The sequence below is a fragment of the Streptomyces sp. NPDC005775 genome, assembly GCF_042871565.1.
In the GTDB taxonomy this organism is placed as follows: domain Bacteria; phylum Actinomycetota; class Actinomycetes; order Streptomycetales; family Streptomycetaceae; genus Streptomyces.
Map to the genome: position 1 here is coordinate 88,717 of NZ_JBIAIU010000006.1, position 26,631 is coordinate 115,347.

Annotated in this window: 22 protein-coding genes; 11 read left to right on the top strand and 11 right to left on the bottom strand. The window is 73.0% G+C overall.

All coding sequences use genetic code 11. The annotated features are described in order from the left end of the window. Window positions 1-15: 15 nt before the first annotated feature. Window positions 16-687, bottom strand: coding sequence for a hypothetical protein (locus tag ACFYPA_RS15970; RefSeq protein WP_389132251.1), 672 nt, complete (start codon window positions 685-687; stop codon window positions 16-18). 94 nt (window positions 688-781) lie between these two features. Here ACFYPA_RS15970 and ACFYPA_RS15975 point away from each other — a divergent pair, with 94 nt between their 5' ends. From ACFYPA_RS15975 to ACFYPA_RS15990, 4 genes are all read left to right on the top strand, one after another. Beyond that, a complete protein-coding gene (locus ACFYPA_RS15975; RefSeq protein ID WP_359085867.1) occupies window positions 782-1,438 on the top strand; it encodes a maleylpyruvate isomerase family mycothiol-dependent enzyme in 657 nt (218 codons plus the stop codon). Window positions 1,439-1,552: 114 nt separating this feature from the next. Beyond that, window positions 1,553-2,302 carry a LamB/YcsF family protein gene (locus ACFYPA_RS15980; RefSeq protein WP_389132623.1) on the top strand — a complete coding sequence of 250 codons (750 nt, stop codon included), beginning with the start codon at window positions 1,553-1,555 and terminating at the stop codon, window positions 2,300-2,302. A 74-nt stretch (window positions 2,303-2,376) separates the two neighbouring features. Beyond that, on the top strand, window positions 2,377-3,045 hold the full coding sequence (locus ACFYPA_RS15985) for an allophanate hydrolase subunit 1 (RefSeq protein WP_389132625.1): 669 nt from the start codon (window positions 2,377-2,379) through the stop codon (window positions 3,043-3,045). Beyond that, window positions 3,042-3,908, top strand: a complete 867-nt coding sequence (locus ACFYPA_RS15990) for a biotin-dependent carboxyltransferase family protein (RefSeq protein WP_389132254.1) — start codon at window positions 3,042-3,044, stop codon at window positions 3,906-3,908. Before ACFYPA_RS15985 ends, ACFYPA_RS15990 begins: the two co-directional genes overlap by 4 nt. Before the next feature lie 10 nt (window positions 3,909-3,918). Here ACFYPA_RS15990 and ACFYPA_RS15995 read toward each other — a convergent pair whose 3' ends face one another. Further along, the gene (locus ACFYPA_RS15995) at window positions 3,919-5,079 is read right to left on the bottom strand and encodes a hypothetical protein (protein ID WP_389132257.1); all 1,161 of its coding nucleotides are present in this window, start codon (window positions 5,077-5,079) and stop codon (window positions 3,919-3,921) included. A 149-nt stretch (window positions 5,080-5,228) separates the two neighbouring features. On the opposite strand from ACFYPA_RS15995, the gene ACFYPA_RS16000 reads away from it, so the two are divergent. Beyond that, window positions 5,229-5,855 carry a GNAT family N-acetyltransferase gene (locus tag ACFYPA_RS16000; protein ID WP_389132258.1) on the top strand — a complete coding sequence of 209 codons (627 nt, stop codon included), beginning with the start codon at window positions 5,229-5,231 and terminating at the stop codon, window positions 5,853-5,855. A 38-nt stretch (window positions 5,856-5,893) separates the two neighbouring features. On the opposite strand, the gene ACFYPA_RS16005 is transcribed toward ACFYPA_RS16000, so the two are convergent. Further along, window positions 5,894-8,197, bottom strand: a complete 2,304-nt coding sequence (locus ACFYPA_RS16005; RefSeq protein ID WP_389132261.1) for a heavy metal translocating P-type ATPase — start codon at window positions 8,195-8,197, stop codon at window positions 5,894-5,896. Window positions 8,198-8,457: 260 nt separating this feature from the next. Here ACFYPA_RS16005 and ACFYPA_RS16010 point away from each other — a divergent pair, with 260 nt between their 5' ends. Both ACFYPA_RS16010 and ACFYPA_RS16015 read left to right on the top strand, forming a co-directional pair. Continuing rightward, the gene (locus ACFYPA_RS16010; RefSeq protein ID WP_389132264.1) at window positions 8,458-9,147 is read left to right on the top strand and encodes a copper homeostasis protein CutC; all 690 of its coding nucleotides are present in this window, start codon (window positions 8,458-8,460) and stop codon (window positions 9,145-9,147) included. A gap of 271 nt (window positions 9,148-9,418) precedes the next feature. After that, window positions 9,419-12,070, top strand: coding sequence for a glycoside hydrolase family 9 protein (locus ACFYPA_RS16015; protein WP_389132266.1), 2,652 nt, complete (start codon window positions 9,419-9,421; stop codon window positions 12,068-12,070). 49 nt (window positions 12,071-12,119) lie between these two features. Here ACFYPA_RS16015 and ACFYPA_RS16020 read toward each other — a convergent pair whose 3' ends face one another. Beyond that, on the bottom strand, window positions 12,120-14,216 hold the full coding sequence (locus ACFYPA_RS16020) for an ATP-binding domain-containing protein (RefSeq protein WP_359316342.1): 2,097 nt from the start codon (window positions 14,214-14,216) through the stop codon (window positions 12,120-12,122). A 354-nt stretch (window positions 14,217-14,570) separates the two neighbouring features. On the opposite strand from ACFYPA_RS16020, the gene ACFYPA_RS16025 reads away from it, so the two are divergent. Next, complete coding sequence (locus ACFYPA_RS16025; RefSeq protein WP_359085874.1) at window positions 14,571-14,756, top strand: hypothetical protein; 186 nt, start codon at window positions 14,571-14,573, stop codon at window positions 14,754-14,756. 21 nt (window positions 14,757-14,777) lie between these two features. On the opposite strand, the gene ACFYPA_RS16030 is transcribed toward ACFYPA_RS16025, so the two are convergent. After that, on the bottom strand, window positions 14,778-16,421 hold the full coding sequence (locus ACFYPA_RS16030; RefSeq protein ID WP_359085875.1) for a DNA repair helicase XPB: 1,644 nt from the start codon (window positions 16,419-16,421) through the stop codon (window positions 14,778-14,780). A gap of 536 nt (window positions 16,422-16,957) precedes the next feature. Next, a complete protein-coding gene (locus ACFYPA_RS16035; protein WP_389132270.1) occupies window positions 16,958-19,411 on the bottom strand; it encodes a helicase C-terminal domain-containing protein in 2,454 nt (817 codons plus the stop codon). Between the two features lie 75 nt (window positions 19,412-19,486). Between ACFYPA_RS16035 and ACFYPA_RS16040 the strand changes: the two genes are divergently transcribed. Then, on the top strand, window positions 19,487-20,539 hold the full coding sequence (locus ACFYPA_RS16040) for a hypothetical protein (protein WP_389132273.1): 1,053 nt from the start codon (window positions 19,487-19,489) through the stop codon (window positions 20,537-20,539). A gap of 405 nt (window positions 20,540-20,944) precedes the next feature. On the opposite strand, the gene ACFYPA_RS16045 is transcribed toward ACFYPA_RS16040, so the two are convergent. The 4 genes from ACFYPA_RS16045 to ACFYPA_RS16060 are packed head-to-tail and all read right to left on the bottom strand — an operon-like array spanning window position 20,945 to window position 24,874. After that, entirely contained in the window at window positions 20,945-21,922 is a 978-nt protein-coding gene (locus ACFYPA_RS16045; protein ID WP_359077859.1) for an iron-siderophore ABC transporter substrate-binding protein, read from the bottom strand. Further along, entirely contained in the window at window positions 21,919-22,800 is an 882-nt protein-coding gene (locus ACFYPA_RS16050) for an ABC transporter ATP-binding protein (RefSeq protein ID WP_389132275.1), read from the bottom strand. Before ACFYPA_RS16050 ends, ACFYPA_RS16045 begins: the two co-directional genes overlap by 4 nt. Further along, on the bottom strand, window positions 22,797-23,867 hold the full coding sequence (locus ACFYPA_RS16055; protein WP_359077863.1) for an iron chelate uptake ABC transporter family permease subunit: 1,071 nt from the start codon (window positions 23,865-23,867) through the stop codon (window positions 22,797-22,799). Before ACFYPA_RS16055 ends, ACFYPA_RS16050 begins: the two co-directional genes overlap by 4 nt. Further along, window positions 23,864-24,874 (bottom strand): iron ABC transporter permease, encoded by a 1,011-nt coding sequence (locus tag ACFYPA_RS16060; RefSeq protein WP_359077865.1) that lies wholly within the window; start codon window positions 24,872-24,874, stop codon window positions 23,864-23,866. The genes ACFYPA_RS16055 and ACFYPA_RS16060 overlap by 4 nt, the downstream gene beginning before the upstream one ends. A gap of 121 nt (window positions 24,875-24,995) precedes the next feature. Here ACFYPA_RS16060 and ACFYPA_RS16065 point away from each other — a divergent pair, with 121 nt between their 5' ends. Then, a complete protein-coding gene (locus ACFYPA_RS16065) occupies window positions 24,996-25,619 on the top strand; it encodes an HAD family hydrolase (RefSeq protein WP_389132279.1) in 624 nt (207 codons plus the stop codon). Between the two features lie 190 nt (window positions 25,620-25,809). On the opposite strand, the gene ACFYPA_RS16070 is transcribed toward ACFYPA_RS16065, so the two are convergent. Continuing rightward, entirely contained in the window at window positions 25,810-26,034 is a 225-nt protein-coding gene (locus ACFYPA_RS16070) for a hypothetical protein (protein ID WP_359316327.1), read from the bottom strand. A 211-nt stretch (window positions 26,035-26,245) separates the two neighbouring features. Between ACFYPA_RS16070 and ACFYPA_RS16075 the strand changes: the two genes are divergently transcribed. Then, window positions 26,246-26,629 (top strand): cold-shock protein, encoded by a 384-nt coding sequence (locus ACFYPA_RS16075; protein WP_359077870.1) that lies wholly within the window; start codon window positions 26,246-26,248, stop codon window positions 26,627-26,629. Window positions 26,630-26,631 lie beyond the last annotated feature (2 nt).

Below are 26,631 nucleotides of genomic sequence, written 5' to 3' on the forward strand. Positions count from 1 at the left end.
CGGCACGGGCCGTGCTCAGGGCGTGAGCAGCTCCAGTTCCGTGCCCAGGTTGTGCCGGGCGCGCGCCTCCCACTCGGCCGCCCCGTGCGGCGTACGGAACAGCCGCGGCAGCTCCAGCAACTGCCGCAGCACCGCCGCCCGGCCCTCCCGGAACGCCTCGTCGGGAACGAAGCCGTACTCCGCGCGGACCCGGGCGGCATACTCCGCGTACTCCTTCGGCGGCGCCGCGAGGATCGCGAGGTCGGCGTCGCACAGAACCTCGCCGTTGCTGTCGCCGTCGGCCGGGTCGTGCGAGACGGTGAGCCGGACCAGGCGGGCGACCTCGGCGGTGATCGCGCCCGGCACCCCCGCCTCGGGCAGGGCGCGCTCGGCCAGGACGGCGCTGCGCTCCTCGTTCTCGGAGCGGTCGGGCCGGTAGACCGCGTCGTGGAACCACGCGGCCAGCCGTACCGCGTCCGCGTCCGCGGCATGAGCGGCGAGCGTGTCGACGTGGTCGAGGACCGCGGCCAGGTGGGCGGTGGTGTGGTAGCGCCGCTGGGGCTCCGCCCACCGCGCCAGGAGGTTGTCGGCGTACGGCAACGGGTCGGGGCCCACGCCACCGCCCCGGGCCGCGACGACGCACTCGTGCCAGCGGCCGCGGAGCGCGCCGGCCTCACTGCTGCGGGGGGCCCGGTCCATGTCGTCCATGAACCGAGACTAGATCGTCCGGCGGCCTGTGTCCTTGTTCACCCGGGGCGCCGAACACCAAGTGCGCCCGAGGCCGGGGTGGTTGGCTGTGGCCATGGCTGACGAACGTGATCCCGAGCTGCCCGGTCTCCTCCTGCGCACCGAACGGGACGCCCTGATCCCGCTGCTGCGGTCCGCGTCGGACGGTGACTTCGCCCTGCGTACCGCGTGTCCCGGCTGGACGGTGCGGGACGTGCTCGCGCACTGCGGGTCCGTGCTGAGCCGGGTGGTGGAGAGCCGGTTCGGGCCGGACGTGTTCAGCCCCGGGTGCAACGCCCGGGACATCGCCGAACGGACCGGCTGGACGCACACCGAGGTGGTGGACGAGCTGGAGCGGGGCATGACCGACGCCGGCCCGGTGATCGCCGCCGCGGGCGGGGTGCTGGACGCGGTGGCCCTGGGGGAGTGGGTGCACGCGGGGGACGTACGCGCGGCCTGGGGACTGCCCGGGGCGTACGACGGCGCCGGGTTCCCGCACGCGCTCGGCCTGCTCGTCCCGCGCGCCCTGCGCCGGAAGGTGCCGCTGCTCGTCGCGGAGCTCACGGACAGCGGGCGGGAAGTGACCATCGGCGTCGAGCGCGAGGGCCGTGCCCCCGGGCGGTACCGGGGCGACGGCGCCACGCTGATCAGGCTCTGCGCGGACCGGCCGCTGGTGGGGACGCGGTACGAGCTGGAGGGCGTCCGGGAGAGCGAGCTCGGCCTCTTCGACTGAGGCGTCCCCGCACATGGGGCGCGGGACGGGCGCTACGGTGCGCCCGTGACGAATCTGACGAACCTGCCCGGCAGGGCGGACGGGCCGGACGCGGCGGGCGCGCCGGTCGCGGTCATGGACCTCAACGCCGACCTCGGCGAAGGCTTCGGACGCTGGACGCTCACCGACGACGAAGCGCTCCTCGCCTGTGTGACCAGCGCCAATGTGGCGTGCGGCTTCCACGCGGGGGACGCCTCCGTGATGCGGCGGGTCTGCGACTCGGCGGCGGCGCGGGGTGTACGGATCGGCGCGCAGGTCTCCTACCGCGACCTGGCGGGCTTCGGGCGCCGCGCCATGGACGTACCGGGCGCCGAACTCGCCGCCGAAGTGGCGTACCAGATCGGTGCGTTGCGGGTGTTCGCGGAAGCGGCCGGCTCCCGCGTCTCGTACGTCAAACCGCACGGCGCCCTCTACAACCGCACCGTCAGGGACGACGAGCAGGCAGCCGCCGTCATCGAGGGCGTCCGGCTGGCGGGCGGGGGCCTGACCGTCCTCGGGCTGCCCGGCTCCCGGCTGCTCGCACGGGCGCGGGCGGCGGGGCTGCCCGCCGTCGAGGAGGCCTTCGCCGACCGCGCGTACACCCCGCAGGGCACGCTCGTGCCGCGCGCGGAGCCCGGCGCGGTGGTGGGCGACGCGGCCGAGGTCGTACGCCGCAGCGTGGGCTTCGCCGTGGACCGGAGCGTGACCGGGGCCGACGGCCGCCGGATACCCGTGGACGCCCGCTCGCTGTGCGTCCACGGCGACACCCCGGGAGCCGCCGCGCTCGCCCGACAGGTCCGGGCGGCGCTGGAAGAGGCGGGCGTCGCGGTGCGGGCGTTCGCGTGAGCACGGGGCGCCCCGACTTCGGTTCGCGGGGGGAGCAGGGGGAGCAGGGGCAGCAGGGAGAGGACCCGCGCGCGCTGCCGCCTTCGCAGCCGCAGCAGGCCGTGTTCGCCCCGCCGCTCGTCGTCCTGCCCGCCGGGCCCCGGGCGCTGCTGGTCGAGCTGGACGGACGGCAGGCCGCGGAGGCCTTCCACGCGGAGGTGCTGCGGCGTCGTGCGGCGGGCGAACTGCCGGACGTCCGCGACATCGTGCCCGGCGAACGCACGGTGCTGCTCGACGGCATCGCGCGGGGCGCCGCCGCGCTCGCCCGGGAGCTGCCGACCTGGCACATACCGCCGCCGCTCCCCGACACGGCTGCGGCGGTGGAGCTCCCCGTCGTCTACGACGGCCCGGACCTGGCCGACGTCGCCGAGGCCTGGGGCGTGGCCGTCGCAGAGGTGCCCCGCATCCACGCCGGGACCGCGTTCCGGGTCGCCTTCTGCGGGTTCGCCCCCGGCTTCGGCTATCTGACCGGCCTGCCCGACCACCTCCACCTGCCGCGCCGGGCCACCCCGCGCACCCGCGTCCCGGCGGGCGCCGTGGCGCTGGCCGGCCCGTACACCGGGGTGTACCCGCGCCCGTCCCCCGGCGGCTGGCAGCTCATCGGCCGGATGCCGGACCCCGGGCCGCTGTGGGACCCGCACCGTGAACCGGCCGCGCTGCTCGGACCGGGCGCACGGGTGCGCTTCGTGGAGGCGGCGCGATGACGGCGTCCTTCGAGGTGGTCCGCGCCGGCGCCCTGACCACCGTGCAGGACGAGGGCCGCGCCGGACTCGCTCACCTCGGGGTCGGACGGGCCGGCGCACTCGACGCGCCCGCCGCCGCGCTCGCCAACCGGCTGGCCGGCAACCCGGTCACCGCGGCCGTCCTGGAGACGACCGCCACCGGCTGCGCCGTCCGCCCCGGCCGTGCGGTGCGCGTGGTCGTCGGCGGGGCCCCCTGCCGGGTGACGGTGGGCGGGCGGCCGGTGGCCTGGGGCGCGGCTGTGCGGGTGCCGGCGGGTGCGGTGCTGGACGTGGGGCCGGCGGTGCACGGCCTCCGCAGCTACCTGGCGTTCGCGGGCGGCGTGGCGTCGGAGCCGGTGCTGGGCAGCAGGTCCGCGGACCTGCTCTCCGGGCTGGGCCCGGCACCCCTGCGCGACGGGGACGTACTGCCGCTGGGACCCACCCCGTCGGCCGGCGCACCCGCCGTCGACCCCGTTCCGTGGCCGGGCGCGCCCGCCGAACTCGTGCTCCCGGTGTACTTCGGCCCCCGCCACTCGTGGTTCACGCCCGCCGCCCTCCGCACGCTCACCACCGCCGCGTACCGCGTCTGCGCGCAGAGCAACCGCATCGGCCTGCGCACCGAGGGCCCGCCGCTGGAGCGGGCCCGTACGGGCGAACTGCCCAGCGAGGGCATGGTGCTCGGCGCCGTCCAGGTCCCGCCGGACGGGCGGCCGGTTGTGTTCCTCAACGACCATCCGACGACGGGCGGTTACCCGGTGGTCGGTGTCGTCGCCGGACCCGCGCTCGCGGCGGCGGCCCAGGCGGGGGCGGGGACGGGGGTGCGGTTCGTGCGCGCCGGGAGGTGAGCCGTGGCGGTCAGGTCGTGGCGGGCAGCCCGAAGTGGTCGGCGATGATCCGCATCGTGACGGCGCCGTCGGCGTTGAAGTCGGGATCGGCGTCGTACGCCGGGGTCTCCCGGCCGACGATCCCGGCGTCCAGCAGCTCCCGTAGCAGCAGATCTCCGTGGCGCTGCGTCTCCCGGCCCCGGCCGACGTTGAAGTACGTCCGCCCGAATCCGCCCCGGCTGTTCTCGAACTGCAACGGGTGGTCCTCGCAGTGCTGAATGCTGTAGTTCCGCCCGTTCGGGCAGGCGCACGCGGGTGTGCCCGAAAGGAAGACCGTCTCGACCCGGTCCGGCCCGCCGAAGCGCTCGTCGTAGCGGAATCCGGTGAGAAAGCCCGCCAGCTGGGACACCTCGCCGCCGCGCACGGCCGCCGCGTCCCACGTCACCCAGGCCCAGCCGCCCGACTCGCCCTGTGTACGGGCCGGATACCCGGCCTCCGCGCACGCGGCGGCCAGCTCGGTCACATCGATGCCCCGGGCGTGGACGGCGTACGTCCCCGGGGCGACGACCGGGCTCGTCCCGCTCACCGCGCCCACCGGCTCCGTGGCGGCGGGCGGCGCGGCGAGCGGCGCGGCGAGCGGCGAGGGGTCGCGCGGCAGGGCGGCCAGCGGCGGGGAGGGCAGGCCGAAGGCGTCGGCGATCGTCCGCACCAGCCGCAGTTCGTCGCCGTCCTCGTGCTCGTAGCAGTCGTGCGCGCCGTCCTCCCACTCCTGGCACTCCGCCGCCGGGCCTATCAAGCCCGCCGAAAGCAGCTCGGCCGACAGATAGTCCGGGTTGTCGCCCACCCGCTGCTGTCGGAAGTCCTCGAAGCTGAAGAAGAGCGTCGTGCGCCCTTCGCGGTAGTACACGAACTGGGGGCCGTGCGCCTTCGCGCTGCACGGCTCGGTCACGAAGACGACCACTTCCGCCCCCTGCGGGCAGAGCCGCCCGTAGTCGACCTCTTCGTAGTCGGTGTCCTCCTCCTCGTTGATCATGTCGTGCACGGCCCACACCCAGCCGTCCGCCTCGCCCCGGGCGAGCGGCTCGCGGTTCTGCTCGCGCAGCCCCTCGAGGAAGGCGTCGGCGGGCAGGCCCCGGGCGAAGGCGAGGTTCACCTCGCGGCCGGGGAACGCGTCGTGCAGCCATGTCGTCATGGATCCGATGGTAGGCGCGGCCACTGACAACGCTGCTGCCCACAAGCCCTGTTACCGCAGCTTCGGCCCGGCCGAAATCGCACGACAGGGCCGCACGGTCTCTGGAAGGCTGCCCAGGACATTCCGTAGGGCGACTGGATGGGTGAGCGATGGCTTTCGTGCTGGAAGGACCGGTTCTGGAGGGCGCGCGCGTGCGCCTGGAGCCGCTGGGGCACCGTCATGCGGAGGATCTCGCGGTGGCCGCGGAGGAGGACCGGAGCTCGTACCGCTTCACCTGGGTGCCCCGCGCCCATGAGGTCGGCGGTTACCTCGACGCCCAACTCGCCCGCACCGTCACCGGGAAGCTGTTCCCGTACGCGCAGATCGACCGGGCGTCCGGCCGCGCGGTCGGCGTCACGGCGTACTGGGAGCCCCGGCACTGGCTGGACGAGGACACGCTGAGCGCGATCGAGGTCGGCTTCACCTGGCTCGCCGCCTCCGCCCAGGGCTCGGGGATCAACGCAGAGGCCAAGTACCTGTTGTTCCGCTACGCGTTCGAGACCTGGCAGGTGGCGCGGGTCGACCTGAAGACCGACGCCCGCAACAGCCGTTCCCGGGCCGCCATCGAATCGGTGGGCGCGAGCCCCGAGGGCGTGCTGCGGAACTGGTCCCGGTCGTGGGCGCCGGGTGAGGACGGGACGCTGCGCGATTCGGCGATCTTCTCGATCACGGCGGACGAGTGGCCGGAGCGGCGCAAGGCGCTCGAAGAGCGCATCGCACGCGCCTGTGGGGCCTGACCGACGGGTCAGGCCCCACAAGCCGAGGCCGAGGTGGACTACACCCCCGCCCGGAACCCGCGCAGCCGCAGCGAGTTCCCGACCACGAACACGGAGGAGAACGCCATGGCCGCGCCCGCGATCATCGGGTTCAGCAGCCCCATCGCGGCCAGCGGCAGCGCGGCCACGTTGTAGGCGAAGGCCCAGAACAGGTTCGTACGGATGGTGCCGAGCGTCTTCCGTGACAGCCGGATCGCGTCGGCGGCGGCCCGCAGGTCCCCGCGCACCAGGGTCAGGTCGCCGGCCTCGATCGCCGCGTCCGTGCCCGTGCCCATGGCGAGGCCCAGGTCGGCCTGGGCGAGGGCGGCCGCGTCGTTCACGCCGTCACCGACCATCGCGACCGACCGGCCCTCTCCCTGGAGGCGCTTGACGACGTCGACCTTGTCCTGCGGCATGACCTCCGCGTACACCTCGTCGATGCCGACCTCGGCCGCGACGGATTCCGCCACCGCCCGGTTGTCGCCGGTCAGCAGGATCGGCGTCAGTCCGAGGGCGCGCAGCCGCGCGATCGCCTCGGCGCTGGTGTCCTTCACCGCGTCGGCCACCTCCAGGACCGCGCGCGCCTCGCCGTCCCAGGCGACCGCGATGGCGGTACGGCCCGCGGCCTCCGCCTCGGCCTTGCGACGGCCCAGTTCCACGGGCAGGTGGATCTCCCACTCGGCCAGCAGCGCCTCGCGTCCGACGAGGACGGCGTGGCCCTCGACGATGCCCTGGACGCCGAGGCCGGGGACGTTGGTGAAGTCCTCGGGGGTGGGGAGGGGGGCGCCGGTGCGGTCGGTGGCTCCGGTGGCGACGGCCTGGGCGATGGGGTGTTCGGAGGCGTGTTCGAGGGCTCCGGCGAGGCGCAGGACGTCGGTCTCGGCGACGCCGTCGGCGGTGTGGACGGTCTGGAGGGTCATCTTTCCGGTGGTTACGGTGCCGGTCTTGTCGAGGACGATCGTGTCGACGCGGCGGGTGGTCTCCAGGACTTCGGGGCCCTTGATGAGGATGCCGAGCTGGGCGCCGCGTCCGGTGCCGACCATGAGGGCGGTCGGGGTGGCGAGGCCCAGGGCGCAGGGGCAGGCGATGATCAGAACGGCCACGGCGGCCGTGAACGCGGCCGTCAGGCCCTGACCGCTGCCCAGCCAGAAGCCGAGCGTGCCGAGCGCGAGCGCGATCACGACGGGGACGAACACCGCCGAGATCCGGTCGGCCAGTCGCTGGGCCGAGGCCTTGCCGTTCTGCGCGTCCTCGACGAGCTTCGCCATCCGGGCCAGCTGGGTGTCGGCGCCGACCCGCGTCGCCTCGACGACGAGCCGGCCGCCCGCGTTCAGCGTCGCGCCGGTCACGGGGTCGCCGACCGCGACCTCCACGGGGACGGACTCACCGGTGAGCATGGAGGCGTCCACCGCCGAACTGCCCTCCACCACGGTGCCGTCCGTGGCGATCTTCTCGCCGGGCCGGACCAGGAACCGGTCCCCGACCCGGAGTTCGGCCGCGGCCACGGTGACCTCGTGGCCCTCGCGCAGGACGGTGACCTCCTTCGCGCCGAGCTCCAGCAGCGCCTTCAGCGCGGCGCCCGCCTTCCGCTTGGAGCGGGCCTCGAAGTAGCGCCCGGCCAGGATGAACGCGGTGACGCCGGCAGCCGCCTCCAGGTAGATGTTCCCGGAGCCGTCGGTGCGGCCGATGGTCAGTTCGAAGGGATGCGTCATGCCGGTCATTCCGGCGGTGCCGAAGAACAGGGCCCACAGCGACCAGAGGAACGCGGCCGAGGTGCCGACCGAGATCAGCGTGTCCATGGTGGCCGCGCCGTGCCGGGCGTTGGTCCACGCGGCGCGGTGGAAGGGCCAGGCGGCGTAGGTGACCACGGGTGCGGTGAGGGTGAGGGAGAGCCACTGCCAGTTGTCGAACTGGAGCGCGGGGATCATCGACATCGCGATCACCGGCAACGCGAGCAGGACGGCGGTGAGCAGCCGCTGACGCAGCGGGCGGAGCGCGTCCGCCTCGTCGTCCTCCTTGAGGGGGGCGTCGCCGGCACGTACCGGGGGAGCGGGCTCGTGTGCCGTGTACCCGGTCTTCTCGACCGTGGCGATCAGGTCCCGCACGGAGACGTCCTGGCCCCGATAGCTGACCTTGGCCTTCTCGGTGGCGTAGTTGACGGTGGCCTCGACCCCGTCCATCCGGTTGAGCTTCTTCTCGATCCGGGCCGCGCACGAGGCACAGGTCATGCCCCCGATGGCGAGCTCGACCTCTGCGGCGACGCCGGTACCGGCGGGACCACTGGGGGCAGTGGTGCCGACGGTGGCTGCGGTCTGCGCGGACACGGGGCCCTCCTTCGCTCGTTCATCCGGAGTTCGATTGATACCCCTAGGGGGTATGTATGGATGACTCAGGTATACCCCCTGCCCCTATTCGAACGCAAGGCCATCCGTCCATCGACCGCCGGGCCGCCCGCCTCCGGTCGCCTGTCGGGCGGCCGGCCTCGCGTATCTTCACGTTCACGGTGAGGCTGCGCCCACGCCTACCGCCCCGTAGGCTGGCATTGGACTAGACCTATAGATGGTTTCTGGAGGATTGGGTTCCCATGAGCAACCGTGCACTCCTGGAGGTGATCGCTCTCGACGCGGGCGACGCGGTCGCTGCCCAGGCGGGTGGTGCGGACCGGCTTGAGCTGGTCACCGACATGGCGGCGGACGGTCTCACCCCGTCCTGCGCGACATTCGCGGCGATCCGCGCCGCGGTGGACATCCCGCTGCGGGTGATGCTCAGGGTGGCGGACGGCTTCGCGGCCGGCGACGTCGGCGTACTCGTACGCAAGGCGCGCGAGCTGCGTGCGGAGGGCGCGGACGAGTTCGTGCTCGGCTTCCTGGACGAGGACGGCCATCCCGACCTCGTCGCGGTCGAGCGCATCGTCGCCGAGCTCGACGGCTGCGACTGGACCTTCCACCGCGCGATCGACCGCGCCGTCGACCGGGACGCGCTGCGCAAGGCCCTCGCCGACCTGCCGGGCCTGGACACGTACCTCACCGCGGGCTCGCCCGCCGGGGTGGACGACGGCATCCCGACGCTGGTCGTCGAGGCGGCGCGCAAGGGTGAGCCCGGGTACGAGCCGCAGATCCTCGTGGGCGGCGGCCTGCGGCTGGAGCACTTGCCGGAGCTGCTCACCGCGGGCATCGACGCCGTCCACATCGGCGGGGCCGCCCGGCCCGGCGGCTGGTCGGGGCCGGTGGACGAGGCCGCGGTACGGGAATGGCGGGACGTGCTCGACGCGTAGAGCGGTCGCGCGCAGGCGTTACGGGCGGGGGCGGGATGCCGGATTCGGCGTCCCGCCCCCGCCCGTCGTGCGTGGGGTCCGGCCTGGCGCGCCAGGCTCGTGCTGTCACGACCCTGGCGCAACAAACACCACCGGCTCCACAATGGCCACACGGCGGTGTGGGAACGCTCCCACGGTGCCTCCCCGGCGTTTTCCTCAGCCAATGGGAGCGTTCCCACCGCTCAACCGTCGTGCCTCGGACCGTCATTCGCTGCTACCGAAAGGCCCCTCGGTGAACGCCTCTCCGCCCCCGTCCCCCACCGGTCGCACCCGCGCCCGGCGCGGGCGCCGTGTGCTCGGCACGTTAGCCCTCACCGCTCTGTTCGGCGGTGTCCTCACCGCACCGGGCGCCGCCGCCGAGGACGCCGACCCGGCCCCGGAGCAGATCACCAACGGTGACTTCGCCGCCGGCACCGCGCCCTGGTGGTGGACCGCCAACACCGCCGCCGCCGTCACGGACGGCCGGCTCTGCACCGACGTACCGGCCGGAACGGCCAACCCGTGGGACGTGATCGTCGGCCAGAACGACATCCCGCTCGTCGCGGGGGAGACGTACAGCCTCACCTACACGGCCACCTCCACCACCCCGCTGTCCATCCACACCAACGTGCAGATGGCCACCGACCCGTGGACGACGGACCTCTCCGCGACCGACCTGATCGGCACGGAGGCGGCCCCCGTCACGCACGTCTTCACCGCGACCGCGGACCGCGACGCCGCCCAGCTCGCCTTCCAGATAGGCGGCAGCGACGAGGCGGCCACCTTCTGCCTCGACGACGTGTCCCTGCGCGGCGGTGCCGAGCCGCCCGTGTACGTGCCCGACACCGGCTCGCGCGTCCGCGTGAACCAGGTCGGCTACCTCCCGCAGGGCCCCAAGAACGCCACCCTGGTCACCGACGCGACCGACCCGCTGCCCTGGACCCTCCGGACGGCCGACGGAACGGCGGCCGCCACCGGCACCACCACTCCGGGCGGCATCGACCCCACCTCGCGCCAGAACGTCCACACCTTCGACTTCAGCGACGTCACCACCGCCGGTGACGGCTACACCGTCGAGGCGGACGGCCAGGTCAGCGAACCGTTCTCGATCGGGTCCGACCTGTACGACACCCTGCGCGGCGACTCGCTCGCGTACTTCTACCAGAACCGCAGCGGCATCGAGATCGACGCGGACCTCGTCGGCGAGCAGTACGCGCGCCCGGCCGGACACCTCGATGTCGCCCCCAACAAGGGCGACACGGACGTGCCCTGCCAGCCGGGCGTCTGCGACTACCGGCTCGATGTGCGCGGCGGCTGGTACGACGCCGGTGACCAGGGCAAGTACGTGGTCAACGGCGGCATCGCCGTCGCCGAACTGATGGACACCTACGAGCGGACCCTGACGGCCGACGCGGCGGAGTCCGCCGAACTCGGCGACGGCGCGCTGCGCGTCCCCGAGCACGGCAACGACGTGCCGGACATCCTCGACGAGGCGCGCTGGGAGCTCGACTTCCTGATGCGCATGCAGGTCCCGGCCGGGCAGCCGCTCGCCGGAATGGTCCACCACAAGGTGCACGACGCCCAGTGGACCGGCCTGCCGATGATGCCGCACCTGGACCCGCAGCAGCGCGAGCTGCACCCGCCGTCCACCGCCGCGACCCTCAACCTGGCTGCCACGGCCGCCCAGTGCGCCCGGCTCTACGCCCCGTACGACGCGGACTTCGCCGCCCGGTGCCGTACGGCCGCCGAGACGGCATGGAACGCCGCGAAGGCCCACCCGGACGTGCTCGCCGACCCCAACGACGGGACCGGCGGCGGCACCTACAGCGACAACGACGTCTCCGACGAGTTCTACTGGGCCGCCGCCGAACTGTTCACCACCACCGGCGCCGACACCTACCGCCAGGCGCTCCTCGGCTCGCCCCTGCACGGCGACACCGACGCGGCCTTCCCGGCCGACGGCGGCATGTGGTGGGGCGGGACCGCGGGTCTCGGCGTGCTGACCCTGGCCACCGTGCCCAACGACCTGACCGCCGGCCAGTTGGCCCAGGTCCGCACCGTGGTGACCACCGCCGCCGACCGCTACGCCGCTCAGACCGAGGACCAGCTGTACGGCGTGCCGTACGCCCCGGCCGGACAGAACTACGCCTGGGGATCAAACAGCCAGGTGCTCAACAACATGATCGTGCTCGCCACCGCCGCCGACCTCACCGGGAAGGCCGGATACCGCGACGCGGTGCTGCGCGGCGCGGACTACCTCTTCGGGCGCAACCCGCTGAACCAGTCGTACGTCACCGGATACGGCGAGCGCAGCTCCGAGAACCAGCACCACCGGGTGTGGGCGCACCAGAGCGACCCCGACCTGCCCCACCCGCCGGCCGGCTCCCTCGCGGGCGGGCCGAACCTCACCGCGCCCACGTCCGGGGACCCGGCGGCCGCCGAGAAGCTGGGCGGCTGCGCGGCGGCGATGTGTTATCTCGACGACAACGGCTCGTACGCCACCAACGAGGTCGCCATCAACTGGAACGCGCCGCTGGCCTTCGTCGCCTCCTACCTGGACGACGCCGGTGACGGGGCGGGCCCGGCCCGCGCCTGCACCGTCACGTACTCCTCGCACCCGTGGCGCACCGGCTCGACCACCACGGTCACGGTGAAGAACACCGGAACCGAGGCGCTCACCCCCTGGTCCCTGACCTGGCTGCTGCCGGGCGACCAGAGGATCAGCCACACCTGGAGCGCCGAACTCGCCCAGTACGGCCGTACGGTCACCGCCGCGCCGCTGTCCTGGAACCGCACCCTCGCCCCGGGCGCGGCGGTCGACTTCGGGTTCAACAGCGACGTCACGGGCCCGGCAGCGGACCCGGGCACGGTCAAGCTGAACGGGAGGGCCTGCACGGCCGGCTGACCGGACGCGGGGGCGGGGGCGGGCCCACCCGCTCCCGCCCCCGCCCGTCTCAGCCCAGTTGCTCCGGCAGCGGCGCCGCGTGCAGGACGATCAGCCCCGACACGGCACGCGTCAGGGCGACGTACAGCCGGCGCAGCCCCGTCCGCTCGTCGGGCTCGCCGTCGACCACGGCGGCCGGTTCGTCCAGCACCACGTAGTCGTACTCCAGACCCTTCGCCAGCGACGCGGGCACCAGCGTCAGCCGGGACTCGGCGGTCGTCTCCTGACCGGGGGAGAGATACGAGTGCCCCGCCGCGGTCAGCGCCTCGGCCAGCGCCGGGATGCGCGCGTCGGCGGCGATCAGACCGGTCGAACCCTCCTGCTCCAGCGACTCCGCGCACGCCGCGACCACCGCCGCGTCCAGCGCACCGGTTCCTGCGGCCCCCACCGCCCGGACCGACAGCGAACCGGGCGACTCACGCACCGACTCCACCGCCGCCAGACCCGGCGAGATCAGCGGCAGCAGCCTGGACGCGTACGCGATCACCTCGCGCGGCACACGGAAGCCCGCCGTCAGCTCCTCCACCACCGCGTCCGACTTCCCCAGGTGGTGCAGCGCCTCCTCCCAGCTCCGCGTCGACCACGGCGTCGTACCCTGCGCCAGGTCGCCGAGCACGGTCGCCGAACCGGTCGAGCAGCGCCGGCCCACCGCCCGGTACTGCATGGGGGACAGGTCCTGGGCCTCGTCGATGACGACGTGACCCAGCGAGTGCGTACGCGCCACCAGGTCGGCCGCCTCGTCGATGAGCACCGCGTCCGCCGCCGACCACTTCGCGGACTTCACGCTGCGGGCGGGCTTCTTACCGGATCCGGGCAGCGCCCACAGGATCGTCTTCTGCTCGTCCTCGCTCAGCAGCCCGTCCGCGTGCGCGGCCAGGAACTCCGGGTCCGACAGCAGCCGCAGCACCAGCTTCGACGGCTCGACCGCCGGCCAGATCGCCTTCACCGCCGCCTTCACCGCCGGGGTGCGCGCCACCGCGTTCTGCACCCGGTCGTCGGGCGCCTCGCCCGCCTCCTCCATCCGCACCAGCACGGCGTGCGCGATGCGCTGCGGAAGGGCCTCGTGCGCGGCCCCGTACCGCATGTCGCGGGCCAGCAGCTCCTTCACCATCTCCTCGATCTCGTACGCCGGAACCCGCCAGCGCCGCGATCCGCGCACCACCATGACCGGCTCGGCGGGCATCGTCACGTGCGAACGGATCGCCCTGCGCAGCACCTCCGCCATCCGGGCGTCGCCCTTCACGACGGCGGCCCGCGCGTCGTCCGTGGACCGCACCTCGACCTGTGCCGTCACCAGGTCGTCGACGGTCGCCTGCTTCACCTCCATCTCACCGAGGGCCGGCAGCACCTGCTCGATGTAGTGGAGGAACGACTTGTTCGGCCCGATGACGAGCGTTCCGGTGCGGGCGAGGCGCTCGCGGTGCGCGTACAGCAGATACGCGACCCGGTGCAGGCCGACGGCCGTCTTACCGGTGCCGGGCCCGCCCTGCACGCACACCGACCCGCCGAGGCCGCTGCGGACGATCTCGTCCTGCTCGGGCTGGATCGTCGCGACGATGTCACGCATCGGACCGACACGGGGCCGCTCGATCTCCGCCTGGAGGAGCTTGCTGGTCCGCTCGGTCTCCGTCGGATCGGTGAGGTGCTCGTCCTCGTACGCGGTCAGCTCACCGCCCGTGTAGCCGAAGCGACGCCGCTGACCGACGTCCAGCGGGTCCTTGCGGGACGCCCGGTAGAACGGCTGGGAGACCGGCGCACGCCAGTCGATGACCATCGGATCACCGTCGGCGTCGTGGACGTGGCGGCGCCCGATGTAGAACTGCTCGCCCTCCGCGCCCTCGGCCTGGGCCGCGCCCACCACGTGGAGGTAGTCCAGCCGCCCGAAGAAGAGCGGGGTGTGGGAGAGGTCGGCGAGCGACTTGATGCGGTCGGCGATCTGGGCCTGGAGTACGGCGGCGTTCACCCAGTTCGCCGTGACATCGCGGATGTTCAGGGCCTGGGCGTCCTCGCGCATGGCGCGCAGCGCGGCGCGCGAGGCGGCGAGATGGGCGCGCTCATGGGCGAGGGGGTCGGTGGTGGTGTCGCTTTCGTGTTCGTGCGCGGGCACGGTGTTGCCTCCGGCATTCAACGCAGGACGGCGGGCCGCACCGAGGGAGGCGATGCGGTCCGCTCAGGAATCGATCACTGGTACGCACGCGGGCGCACGTACGGCTGTCGGCCGGTTTCCGTCCGGTCGGCGGCGCTCCCCCGGCTGCCGGCGCGCGTCCTTGCGGACGGCCGGTACCACGGTGCGGGAGGCGGGCAGACCGGCGATTGTATCGACCTGTCCTGTGCGACGCGAACGAATATCGCGCCTCCACCCCGTAGGGGACGCCGTGCGACTCCAGAGGTAGAAGCACGCGCCCAGGGTTCCACCCGCGGACCGACGCCCCCGCGGCCCGTCCGGAGCACCATGGAAGACATGAGCACCGTCACCCTGAACCCGCGAAGGACCGGCCCCGCGCACGGCGCGACAGCGGCCACCGGTCACTCCCACCACCGCACCGGAGAGGCACTGCGCGCCGTCAAGGTCTTCGTACGGGCGGCGTTCGGCGTCGTCGTCCTCGGCGAGTACGCGGAGGAGGCGGGCGTCCTCCGCACGCACTGAGCGTACGGAGGACCCTCGCCGTCAGCTGTCCGACAGCAGCTCGTCCGCGTCCACGATCCGGTACGCGTAGCCCTGCTCGGCCAGGAAGCGCTGGCGGTGCGCCGCGAAGTCCTGGTCGATCGTGTCGCGCGCGACCACCGAGTAGAACCGCGCCTCGTGCCCGTCCGCCTTCGGCCGCAGCACCCGGCCGAGCCGCTGGGCCTCCTCCTGACGTGAGCCGAAGGTGCCCGACACCTGAATGGCGACGGTGGCCTCCGGCAGGTCGATCGAGAAGTTCGCCACCTTCGACACGACCAGCACGCTGATCTCACCCTGCCGGAAGGCGTCGAACAGCTTCTCCCGCTGGGCGTTGCTGGTCTCGCCCTTGATCACCGGGGCGTCCAGGTGCTCACCCAGCTCGTCGAGCTGGTCGATGTACTGCCCGATGACCAGGGTCTGCTCGCCCGCGTGCTTGCGCACCAGGGCCTCGGTGACCTTCCGCTTCGTCGCGGTCGTCGCGCAGAACCGGTACTTCTCCTCGGGCTCGGCGGTCGCGTACGCGAGCCGCTCGGAGTCCGTCAGGTTGACCCGCACCTCCACACAGTCGGCGGGTGCGATGTAGCCCTGCGCCTCGATCTCCTTCCACGGGGCGTCGAACCGCTTGGGCCCGATCAGCGAGAAGACGTCCGACTCGCGTCCGTCCTCCCGCACCAGCGTGGCCGTGAGCCCCAGCCGGCGCCGCGCCTGGAGATCGGCGGTGAACTTGAAGACGGGCGCGGGCAGCAGATGCACCTCGTCGTAGATCACCAGCCCCCAGTCCCGGGAGTCGAACAGCTCCAGGTGTGCGTACACGCCCTTACGGCGGGTCGTCAGCACCTGGTACGTGGCGATGGTGACCGGCCGGATCTCCTTGCGCGTACCGCTGTACTCGCCGATCTCGTCCTCGGTCAGCGAGGTCCGCTTCACCAGCTCGTGCTTCCACTGCCGCGCCGAGACGGTGTTCGTGACCAGGATCAGCGTGGTCGCCTTGGCCTGCGCCATCGCGCCCGCCCCGACCAGCGTCTTGCCCGCGCCACAGGGCAGCACGACCACCCCGGACCCGCCGTGCCAGAACCCCTCGACGGCCTGCTGCTGGTACGGCCGCAGGGCCCAGCCGTTCTCGTCCAGCTCGATCGGGTGCGCCTCGCCGTCCACGTACCCCGCGAGGTCCTCGGCGGGCCAGCCCAGCTTCAGCAGCGTCTGCTTGACCTGCCCGCGCTCGGACGGGTGCACGGCCACGGTGTCCGGGTCGATCCGGGCCCCGACCAGCGGCTGGACCTTCTTCGACCGCAGGATCTCCTCCAGGACCGGCCGGTCCGTGGAGGTCAGCACCAGCCCGTGGACCGGGTGCTTGGACAGCGTGAGGCGGCCGTAGCGGTCCATCGTCTCGGCGATGTCGACGAGCAGCGCGTGCGGTACGGGGTAACGCGAGTACTTCACGAGCGCGTCGACGACCTGCTCGGCGTCGTGCCCCGCGGCGCGGGCGTTCCACAGCCCGAGCGGGGTCAGCCGGTAGGTGTGGATGTGCTCGGGCGCACGCTCCAGCTCCGCGAAGGGGGCGATCACCCGGCGGCAGGCGTCGGCCTGCTCGTGGTCGACTTCGAGGAGCAGCGTCTTGTCGCTCTGGACGATGAGGGGTCCTGTCACGCGCTTCGGCCCTTTCTACGGCGGGGCGGCCGTGTACCGGCCAAACGTCCAGTGTGCCGTATGTGGGGGCGGGGGTGTTCTGCGTGCCCCGGCCCGGGCGCGGGGTTCCGTCCTCAAGCGCCGGACGGGCTGGTTTTGTGCGGGTGCTCCGCGGGGTGCGCTTCTGCCCCGGTGGGTGGGGGTGGGGGCCCTCCGGGCAGACTCCTCAAAAATGGCGTGTGCACCCGACGACGAACAGGTACCCGGGTCGTACGCCATTTTCTGCGGGGACTGCCCTGCACGCCCCCACCCGGCCGCTCCTGCGTCTGCGGATCAGCCCGATGACCGTCGCAGACTCACGGCGGGCGGGTTCGGGGGCGTGCAGGGGAGTCCCCGCAGGACGACGAACAGATACCCGGGTCCATCGCGTACCCGCCGAACGTTCGTCGTTCGAGGAAACGCCCCGGAGGGATCCCGGACCCCCACCCACAAACCCAGCCCGTCCGGCGCTTGAGGACGGAACCCCCAGCCCACGGAAAACCGCGCCCGGGGAGCCGTTACGACGTCTGGTCGTCGGCCAGTTCCGCCACGCCCGTGATCCGGTGGAGCGGATACGTGCGGACCTCGTCCGCCGTGTGGTCGTACGCCGTCACGTAGCCGCCCTCGACGCGGACCGGGGCGATCACCCGCTGGCTGGCCGCGCCCTCCGCGTTGACGTAGCCGATCCAGATCGCCGAGCCCGTCATCGCCGCGGCCTGGACGGTGACCAGGGTCTCGGCGGAGGTAGTACGGGGCAGGGAGCCGGCGGGCGCGGAGGGGCCCGTTTCCTTGTGGACGACCGTCGCCGCCGTGTCCCCGGCCCGGATCGCCCGGACCGCCGCACCGAGGAGGGTGTCGTCGGGGACCGGCGGGCCCTCGGGTACGGGGGCGGGGGCCGTGCGCGGCGGCGTGCGGACCGCCCCCGCGCGGGTGATCAGGACGTCGCCGTCGGCGGACTCCGCGGCGGGCGCGTATCCGAGTTCGCGCAGGCCTTCGAGGAGGGACGCCGGGTCGATCTGAGCGGCCAGGGCCGTCGGGGCGAGGCGGCGCAGCCGCAGGGTCGCGGAACGCTTGTCGGCGAGGATCTCGTTGAGGACGGCCTCGTCGTCGCAGCGCACGTACGAGGAGGCGGCGCCGATCCGCAGGTGGCCGTGGCGGCGGGCCACGTCGTCGATGAGGTAGCTGAGGGGCTGCGGCACCGGCGTGCGGCTGTGCGCGGCGAGGAAGGCGTGCAGGTCGGCGGCGGACTGCCCGGCGTCCAGGGCGCGGCGCACGGAGCCGGGGGTGAAGCGGTAGACCGTCGCGCCGCCCTTGGACTCGATGTCCGCGAGGGCGGCGAGCATGTCCGCGAGGGGGCGTTCCAGGGGGCCGGGGGCGACGGCCGTCAGGTCGGCCTGGAGCAGGACGTGGTCGAGGGGTTCCGGGATGAGCGGGGCGAGCCGGGCGGCGGCCTCGACGGGCCCGCCGGTGAGCAGGGAGCGGGTCTGCGAGGCAAGGGCACCGCGGCCGGTGATGCCGAGGAGCTCCGACTCGTTGAGCGTCCACAGGGCGATCCGGGAGCGCAGGTCGGTGGTGTCCCCGGCGGACGCGGAGGCCCCGCGCAGCGGACGTTCCCAGCGGAGCCGGGCGAGCAGGGACTCCGGGTCCGGGGCGGTGCCGGCCGGCAGCGCGGCGAGCAGGTCCAGGACCCGGCGGCGGACCTCCGGCGCGGCGGAGCGGTCGAGTTCGGGGCCGAGGGCGGACAGGGCGCGGCCCTTGGCGTCCTGGCCGCCGACCAGGCCCGCGGTGCGGGTGGCGGCGAGCCAGGCGGAAGCGAGGTCCACCCAGCGGTCCTGGGCGGACAGTTCCGTCCAGTCGTCGTACGCGGGAGTCGGCGCGTACCGCTCGTCCGCCTCACCGTCGGAGGCCAGCAGCCCGGCGGCGTAGGCGAGTTCGATCCAGAACGCGGCGACGGGTTCGGAGACGTCGAGGGAGGTGGCGGTCTTCTTCAGTTCGCGGACGCTGAGGCCACCGGCCCGCAGTATGGCGGGGCCGCCGCCGTTCCAGCTCTTGAGCAACTCCTCGACGGTCGACACCGCGAGGAACGCCTGACCGGCGGCGGCGCTGTCCACAGCCTGTGGATCGCGTTCGGCCGCGGCGACGACGGCGGGCGGCTGCGGTTCGGGCACGCGGTGGGCGCGCCCGGCGCGCAGATGCAGCGCGGCCTCGCGCGGCAGGACGACGGTCCGGGTCGACACGGGCAGCAGCAGGCCGCGGTCGCGCAGCCACTTCACGGGCGGGGTGGGGTTCGGGGTCACCTCGCCGTACGGCGGGCCCCAGACGAGCCTGTCCAGTACCGACAGGGCCTCCACCGGGGCGGTGTCGAGGAGTTCGCCCATCCGGGTGCGGTCGGTGAACAGCGCGGACAGGGCGCCCACCGCGGAGACGGGGTCATGGGTGGCCGGCAGTCCGGCCGCCCGGAGGATCTCCTGGAGCCGGCCGGGCGACATCCCGGCGGTGGCCTCGGCGACGGTCGGCCCGAGACCGGTGGGGGAGGGGTGCTGCGGGGACGGCGACAGCAGCTCACGGGCGGTACGCACCAGGCGCAGCCGGTCGTTCTCGCCCCAGACGAGGGCCTGTTCGCGCAGAGTCGCGAGCGCACCGGGCAAAGCCGCAACGATCGCGGCGCCCGCGTCGTCGCGGTGCTCCCCGTCGTCCTGGCCGTGGCCCGTGAGCAGGCCGAGCAGGATGTCGTACGGGGCCGGGTCGGGTGCGACCGCCAGCGCCTCCGCGGTCTGCAGGGCGAAGCGGTCGAGGTGCTCCAGGGCGCGGACGACGGAGGCACGGGTGCCGGCGCGAGTCGCGAGCTGGGTGATGTCGCCGGGCACGGGGGAGAGGAGATCGGGCCGGGCACGCAGCAGCCCGGCCAGTGACTCGTCGTCCCGGGCGCGCAGAGCCTCGGCGAGCGTCCGCGGTGGTGTGGTCATCCCCATCCGTCCCACGGTAGTCGCTCCGGACAGGCCCGAGGGCGCTACCGTCGGTGCAGGGCCGTAGAGGGGAACCATCGCGTGGGGATCGAGAGCGACCAGCTGGTCTACGACTACCTGAGCCGGGTCGGCGACCTGGCGCAGCGGCAACAGCTGTCCTCGGGCACCCGGATGAGGCTCGTGTCGACGCTGCGGGGCGAGATCGACCGGCAGCGCGTGGCGCAGGCGGCGGACACGCCCGGGGCGGTGCGGCGCATCATCGGGAAGCTCGGCACTCCCGACGAACTGGTCGCTGCGGCGGCCTCGTCGGCCGGTGGGACACCGCCGTCGCCCCAGGAGCCGGACCCGGGCGGCGCGCCGGCGGGGGTCCCGCGCCCGCGCCGGGCGAGGCTCCGGAAAGACAGTTCACGCAAGGGCGCGTCGGAAGCCCGGGGGCAGGCTTCGGGGACGTCACCCGCGCCGGCGCCGTCACCGCCGCACCGGGCGGGTTCGGACGAACTCGGCCCCTCCGGGGACGACACGGACTGGTGGAGCGTGGCCCCGGGCCGGTTCGGCGACGTCGGCGAGTTCGGCGCGGGGACCGACGTGCCGGGCTTCCGGGGCGGGGTGGAGATCCCGGCCCTCCTGAGGCCGCCTGCGGCGGATGACGAGGCGTACGAGGACGAGGACGACGCGTACGAGGACGACGAGGAGCACGAGGAGGAGGCTGAGGAGGCGGGAACGCCGCGCAGGCGGCGGCTGCCACGGCTGCGCCGCGCCCGCGAGGACGCCCCTTCCCGCGGGTTCTCGCACCCCGGACTGCTGCTCCCCGCAGCGCTGCTGGCGGTCGGAGCGGCGATGGACGCCCCGCAGGCCCTGCTGCCCCTGGCGGTCGGCTGGCTGCTCGCGTACGGCTCCCGCAAGTTGTCGCGCACGGAGGCGAAGTGGGTGGCGATGTGGCTGCCCGGGGCCGTCGCGGCGGGCGCCCTGGTCTGGCTGTGGGGCCGGATGGACGGCCGGTGGGGCGCGCCCATCGCGGAGGGGCAGATGAGCCCGGCGATCGGCGAGGCGTGGCCGTGGGTGCTGCGGGGGGCGGCCGTGGCCTCGGCGCTGTACCTGGTGTGGCGGGCGCGGGGCCCTCGGGCGGGCGGGTGAGGTTGCCCCGTTCCGGGGCCCTTCTGCCCGGTGGGTGGGGGTGGGGGCCCTCCGGGCAGTTCTCCTCAAAAATGGCGTGTGCGCCCGACGACGAACAGGTACCCGGGGTCGTACGCCCTCTTCTGCGGGGACTGCCCTGCACGCCCCCACCCGGTCCCGGCCGGTCGCACACGCGAGACGGCCGGGTTCGGGGGCGTGCAGGGGAGTCCCCGCAGGACGACGAACATCGACCCGGGTCGGCTACGGACCCGCCGAACGTTCGTCGTTTGAGGAGACGCCCCGGAGGGACCCCGAACCCCCACCCACCGGACAGAAGCGACCCCGCGGGGGACCCGCACCAAGCCCGTCCGGCGATTGAGGACGGAACCCCGAGCCACAGAACCCCGCACCAAGGACGACGCCGTCCTACTTCAGGTCCGTCAGGAGCTCGTTCAGGATCTTGTCCGCCGCCGTGTACCCGATCCCCTGGATCCACAGCTGGTCGTCGACGTTGAAGACCTTGCCGCCCTTCACCGCGGACATGTTCTTCCACAGGCCGCTGCCCGTGGTCTGCGTCTCCTTGGACTTCTCCGGGTCGCCGTACGTGGAGTGGAAGACGACGTCCGCGTCGGCGAGGTCGATCTTCTCGGGGCTGACGTCGTACGAGAAGCCGTCCTTGGCCTTGTCCGTGATCGCCGGACGGCCGAGGCCCACGTCGGCGAGGATCGTCGCGATGTAGTTCTGCTTGCCGTAGATGCGGATGTCCGCGCCCTCGACGAACCGCACCATGTTGACCTCGGTCGCGGCGGTCTTCTCCTTGCCGCCGAGCGCCTTCGTGATGTCGGCGGTGTGTGAGGCGTAGTCGTCGGTGACCATCTTCGCCTCGGCCTTCTTGCCGAGGGCGTCGGCGTGCAGCTGGAAGTTCTCCTTCCAGGTGTAACCCGTGTTCTCCGTCATCACGGTCGGCGCGATCTTCTTCAGTTCGGCGTACTTGTCGCCGTGCCGGATCTTGCTCGTGAGGATCAGGTCGGGCTTCAGCGCCGCGATGGACTCCAGGTTCGGCGTCATCATCGCGCCGACGTCCTTGATGCCGGCGAGCTGTTCCTCGGGCAGGTAGTTCAGGAAGCCCGACTCGACGTCCGCGTGCGTCGCGCCGACGGGCTTCACGCCGAGGGTGAGGGCCGAGTCCAGTTCGGCGGTGTCCAGGACGACGACCCGCTTCGGCGCGTCGGGCACCGCCACGTCGCCCATGGCGGTCTTCACGGTGTGTGTACCGCCGCCGGACTCGCCGCCGGAGCCCGCGTCGGAGGAGTCCGAGGATCCGCAGGCGGACAGGGCGAGTGCGGCCGTCACGGCGAGGGAACCGGCGAGGAGGCCATGTCGGTTGCGCAGGGTTCCGGTCATGTCAGCGGTGCCTTTCGTTCGGTGGGAGGAGCGTCGGCAGGCGTGGTGGGGCTCCAGGGCGCGCCCGGTACGACGAGCGGGGAGCCCGTCACGGGGTCCGGGACGATCACGGCCTCCAGGCCGAAGACCTCGCGGACGAGTTCGGCGGTGACGACGTCCTGCGGGTGGCCCTCGGCGACGATCCGGCCGGCCTTCATGGCGACGAGGTGGTCGGCGTAGCGGGCGGCCTGGTTGAGGTCGTGGAGGACCGTCACCACGGTCCGGCCGCGGGTCCCGTCGGCGGCGGGGGTGGCGAGCCGGCGCACCAGGTCGAGGACCTCCACCTGGTGGGCGATGTCGAGGTACGTGGTCGGCTCGTCGAGCAGCAGCAGATCGGTGTCCTGGGCCAGCGCCATCGCGATCCAGACGCGCTGGCGCTGGCCGCCGGAGAGTTCGTCCACCGACCGGGAGCCGAGCGCGGTGATGTCGGTACGCTCCATGGCCTCGGTCACCGCCCGTTCGTCCTCCTGGGACCACTGCTGCCACCAGTGCTGGTGGGGCTGGCGGCCGCGGGCGACGAGGTCGGAGACGGTGATCGCCTCGGGGGCCACGGGGGTCTGCGGGAGCAGCCCGATGGACTGGGCGATCTGCTTCGTGGGGATCTTCGACAGCTCGGTGCCGTCCAGGAGCACGGACCCGCTCCGCGGCTTCAGGAGCCGGCCGAGGGCGCGCAGCGTCGTGGACTTGCCGCAGGCGTTCGGTCCGACGATGACGGTGACCTTCCCGTCGGGGACGGCGAGGTCCAGCTCGTGGACGACGGTGCGGTCCTCGTACGCGAGGGTCAGCTCGCGCACCGTCAGCCGGCTGGTCGCGGTGTCCCGCTGTCGGGTCGTGGTCATGCGTTGCCTCCCGAGCGGCCACCATGACCGCGGATGATCAGCCAGATCAGATACGGGGCGCCGACCGCCGCCGTCAGGACGCCCACCGGGAGTTCGGTGGGGGAGAAGAGCCTGCGGGCCAGCAGGTCCGCGAAGACGACGATCACCGCGCCGAGCAGCGCCGAGCAGAGCAGCGGGATCTGTGCGGTGCGGGTCATGCGGCGGGCGATCTGCGGGGCGAGCAGCGCGACGAAGTCGACCGGTCCGGCCGTCCCCGTGGCCACGGACGCCAGGATCACGCCGAGTGCGACGAGCCCCAGCCGCACCCGCCCGAGCCGGACCCCGAGGGCGGTCGCCGTGTCGTCGTCCATGGACACGGACCGCTGGGCGCGGGCGGCCCACAGGACGGCGGGCAGCAGGATGAGCAGCGTCCAGGCGATGGGGGCGGCCTCGTCGTAGCCGCGGCCGTTGAGCGAGCCGGTCATCCAGATCTGGGCCTGCTGGGCGACGAGGTAGTCGCCCTTGGTGAGGAACAGCGTGGTGACGGACCGCAGTGCGATCGCGAAGCCGATGCCGATGAGGACGAAGCGGGTGGCGTGCAGACCGCCGCGCCACGCGAAGGCGTAGACGAGCGCCGCGGCCGCGACCCCGCCGATCACCGACAGGTACGGCAGGACGGTGTACGAGGTGATGCCGAACGTCATGGCGCCGACCGTGAGCGCGCTCGCGCCCTGACTGATGCCGATGATGTCGGGGCTCGCCAGGGGGTTGCGGGCCACGGTCTGGATCAGCGCACCGGCGATCCCGAAGGCGAGGCCGACGAGGAGCCCGACGACCATGCGCGGCAGCCGCAGGGTGCCGACGACGAGTTCGTCGGGGGAGGGCCGGCCCAGGATCACGTTCAGGACCTCGGACGGGGCGACGAAGCTCTCGCCGACGCAGAGGTACGCGACGCAGACGACGGCCAGCAGCACGATGAGCGAGGCGGCGACGACCGCGGCCCGCCGGTGCAGCAGGAACCGCCCGCGCGCCCCGATCCGTACGAGGCTGTACCCGGCGGGCCGTACCGCGGCCGTGGTGGCGCTCATGCGGGCACCGCCTTCCGGCGCACCAGCGTGACCAGGAACGGCACCCCGATCAGGGCCGTCATGACCCCGGCGGGCACCTCGCTCGGCGGAAAGACGATCCGGCCGATCACGTCGGAGACGAGCAGCATCACGGGTCCGATCAGGGCGGCCATCGGGAGCACCCAGCGGTGGTCGCTGCCGACGACGGCCCGGGCGATGTGGGGAACGGCGAGTCCGATGAAGGCGATCGGGCCGGCCGCGGCGACCCCGGCGCCGGTGAGCACGGTGGCCCCGATGCCGCCGACGATCCGTACGGTCGCGATCTTCTGACCCAGCCCCTTCGCCATGTCCTCGCCGAGCGCGAGCGCGTCGAGCCCACGGGCGACGCAGAGCACGAGCACCGTCCCCAGCAGCAGGAACGGCCAGATCTGCTGGGCCACCTCGGCCTCGCGGCCGGCGATCGAGCCGACCTGCCAGAACCGGAACTCGTCCAGCGCGGACGCCTTCGTGGTCAGCACGGCCATGGTCACGGACACCAGCAGCGCGTTGATCGCGGCGCCGCCGAGGGCGAGTTTCACGGGGGTGGCGCCGCCGCGCCCGCTGGAGGCGATGGCGTACACGGCGACGGACGCGATGGCCGCCCCGGCGAAGGCGAACCACACGTACCCGGTGAGCGTGTGGATCCCCGCGTACGCGATGGCGAGCACCACCCCGACCGAGGCGCCCTGGCTGATGCCGAGGATGCCGGGGTCGGCGATGGGGTTACGGGTGATGCCCTGGAGCACGGTGCCGGCGAGGGCGAGCGAGGCGCCGACCATCAGGCCGATCAGGGTGCGGGGCACCCGCATGTTCCGGATGACCTCGGCGGCGTCGGAGTGCCCGCCGTGGAGCAGGGCGTCGAACACCTCGGACGGGGGTATGGAGCGCGCCCCCACGGCAAGGCTGAGCAGGACCGCGATCAGCAGCGCCACAACGGCCGCCGCCGTCGCGAGAGCGCGTCTGGAGCGGCGTGGTGCGGCGGCTGACATCGGACCCAATCAACAATCGACAAGCGAGACAAAGCCAAGCAAAGTAAGGCTTGGCTAAGTCTAAGCGTCGCCTGTGCGGGGCTGTCCGGCGGTGTACCGGGGTGCGTACGGGCTCGGCACAATGGACGACATGGCTTCCCACGCACTGACGGTCGGCTTCGACCTGGACATGACCCTCATCGACTCCCGGCCCGGCATCGCGGCCGCCTTTCGCGCACTCTCCGCCGAGACGGGTGCGTTCATCGACACGGACCTGGTGGTGAGCCGCCTCGGGCCGCCGCTGGAGCAGGAGATCGCCCACTGGTTCCCGGCCGCCGATGTGGCCGCGATCGCCGACCGCTACCGCGAGATCTATCCCACATACGCGATAGCCCCCTCGCTCGCGATGCCGGGCGCCCGGGAGTCGATCGAGGCAATCCGCGCACGGGGCGGCCGGACGATGGTCGTCACCGCCAAGTACGAACCGAACGCGAAGCTCCACCTGACCCACCTCGGCATCGAACCCGACGTGATCGTCGGCGGCCTGTGGGCCGAGCAGAAGGCGGTGGCGCTGCGCGAGCACGGTGCGTCGGTCTACGTCGGCGACCACACCGGCGACGTACGCGGCGCCCAGGCGGCGAACGCCTTCTCGGTGGGCGTGACGACGGGCCCGTGCGACGAGGCGGAACTGCGGGCGGCGGGCGCGGGCGTGGTGCTCACGTCGCTGACGGAGTTCCCGGCGTGGCTGGAGACGTACGGGGCCTGAGGCCCGCCGATCACGGAGCGCCGAACGCCCCGGTGCCCGTGCGCCGCGTAACGGTGCTCGGCTCCGGGTATGGGAGTCCGCTCGAGTGCTGCTCCCGAGAAGCGAAAGACGGTGAGTTGCGGGTGATGGCGGGGCGGGTTTCGGGCTTTGGCGGGTGCCGGGACGCGCCTACATCGCTCTCAGGTCGCGGTTACGGCTTCGGGGACCCCGCCCGCACCGAGCGGATCACCCCCGCCGCGGCGATCAGGAAGCCGACGCCCATCAGCATGCAGAGCGACCAGGCGATGGACGGCAGCGGGTCCGTGCCGAGGAAGAGCGGGGCCATGGTCGCCAGGGTCGACAGGGCGCCGAGGAAGAAGACGATCGCGCCGACGCGGATCAGTCGGTCGCCGGCGCCGGAAGATGTAGTACTCACCCTGTCAGGGTAGTTCCCGGCGGCGGCGAACCACCCACGGGTGGCCGGTCGGTGAGGCGTGTGCCGTTTCCGGACAGAGTCCGGATGACCAGGCTTGACGAGGGGTACTTCACCTGTGGAGGCTTCTGCCAGCAGGGGAAGCGCGACCACAGGACGGCCTGACCTGCTGAGGGCTTTGTTCCGGCATACGGGTTGAGATGGGGTGCGTGCTTTGCCGACTGGCAAGGTCAAGTGGTTCAACAGTGAGAAGGGCTTCGGCTTCCTCTCCCGCGACGACGGCAGCGACGTCTTCGTGCACTCGTCCGTGCTTCCCGACGGAGTCGACGCACTCAAGCCCGGCCAGCGCGTCGAGTTCGGCGTGGTCGCCGGACAACGCGGTGACCAGGCACTTTCCGTGGTGGTCCTCGACCCCACCCCGTCCGTCGCGGCCGCGCAGCGCCGCAAACCGGACGAGTTGGCGTCGATCGTGCAGGATCTGACGACCGTGCTGGAGAACATCACGCCGCTGCTGGAGCGCGGCCGCTACCCCGACAAGGCGTCCGGCGCCAAGATCGCCGGTCTGCTGCGCGCGGTCGCGGACCAGCTCGACGTATAGGC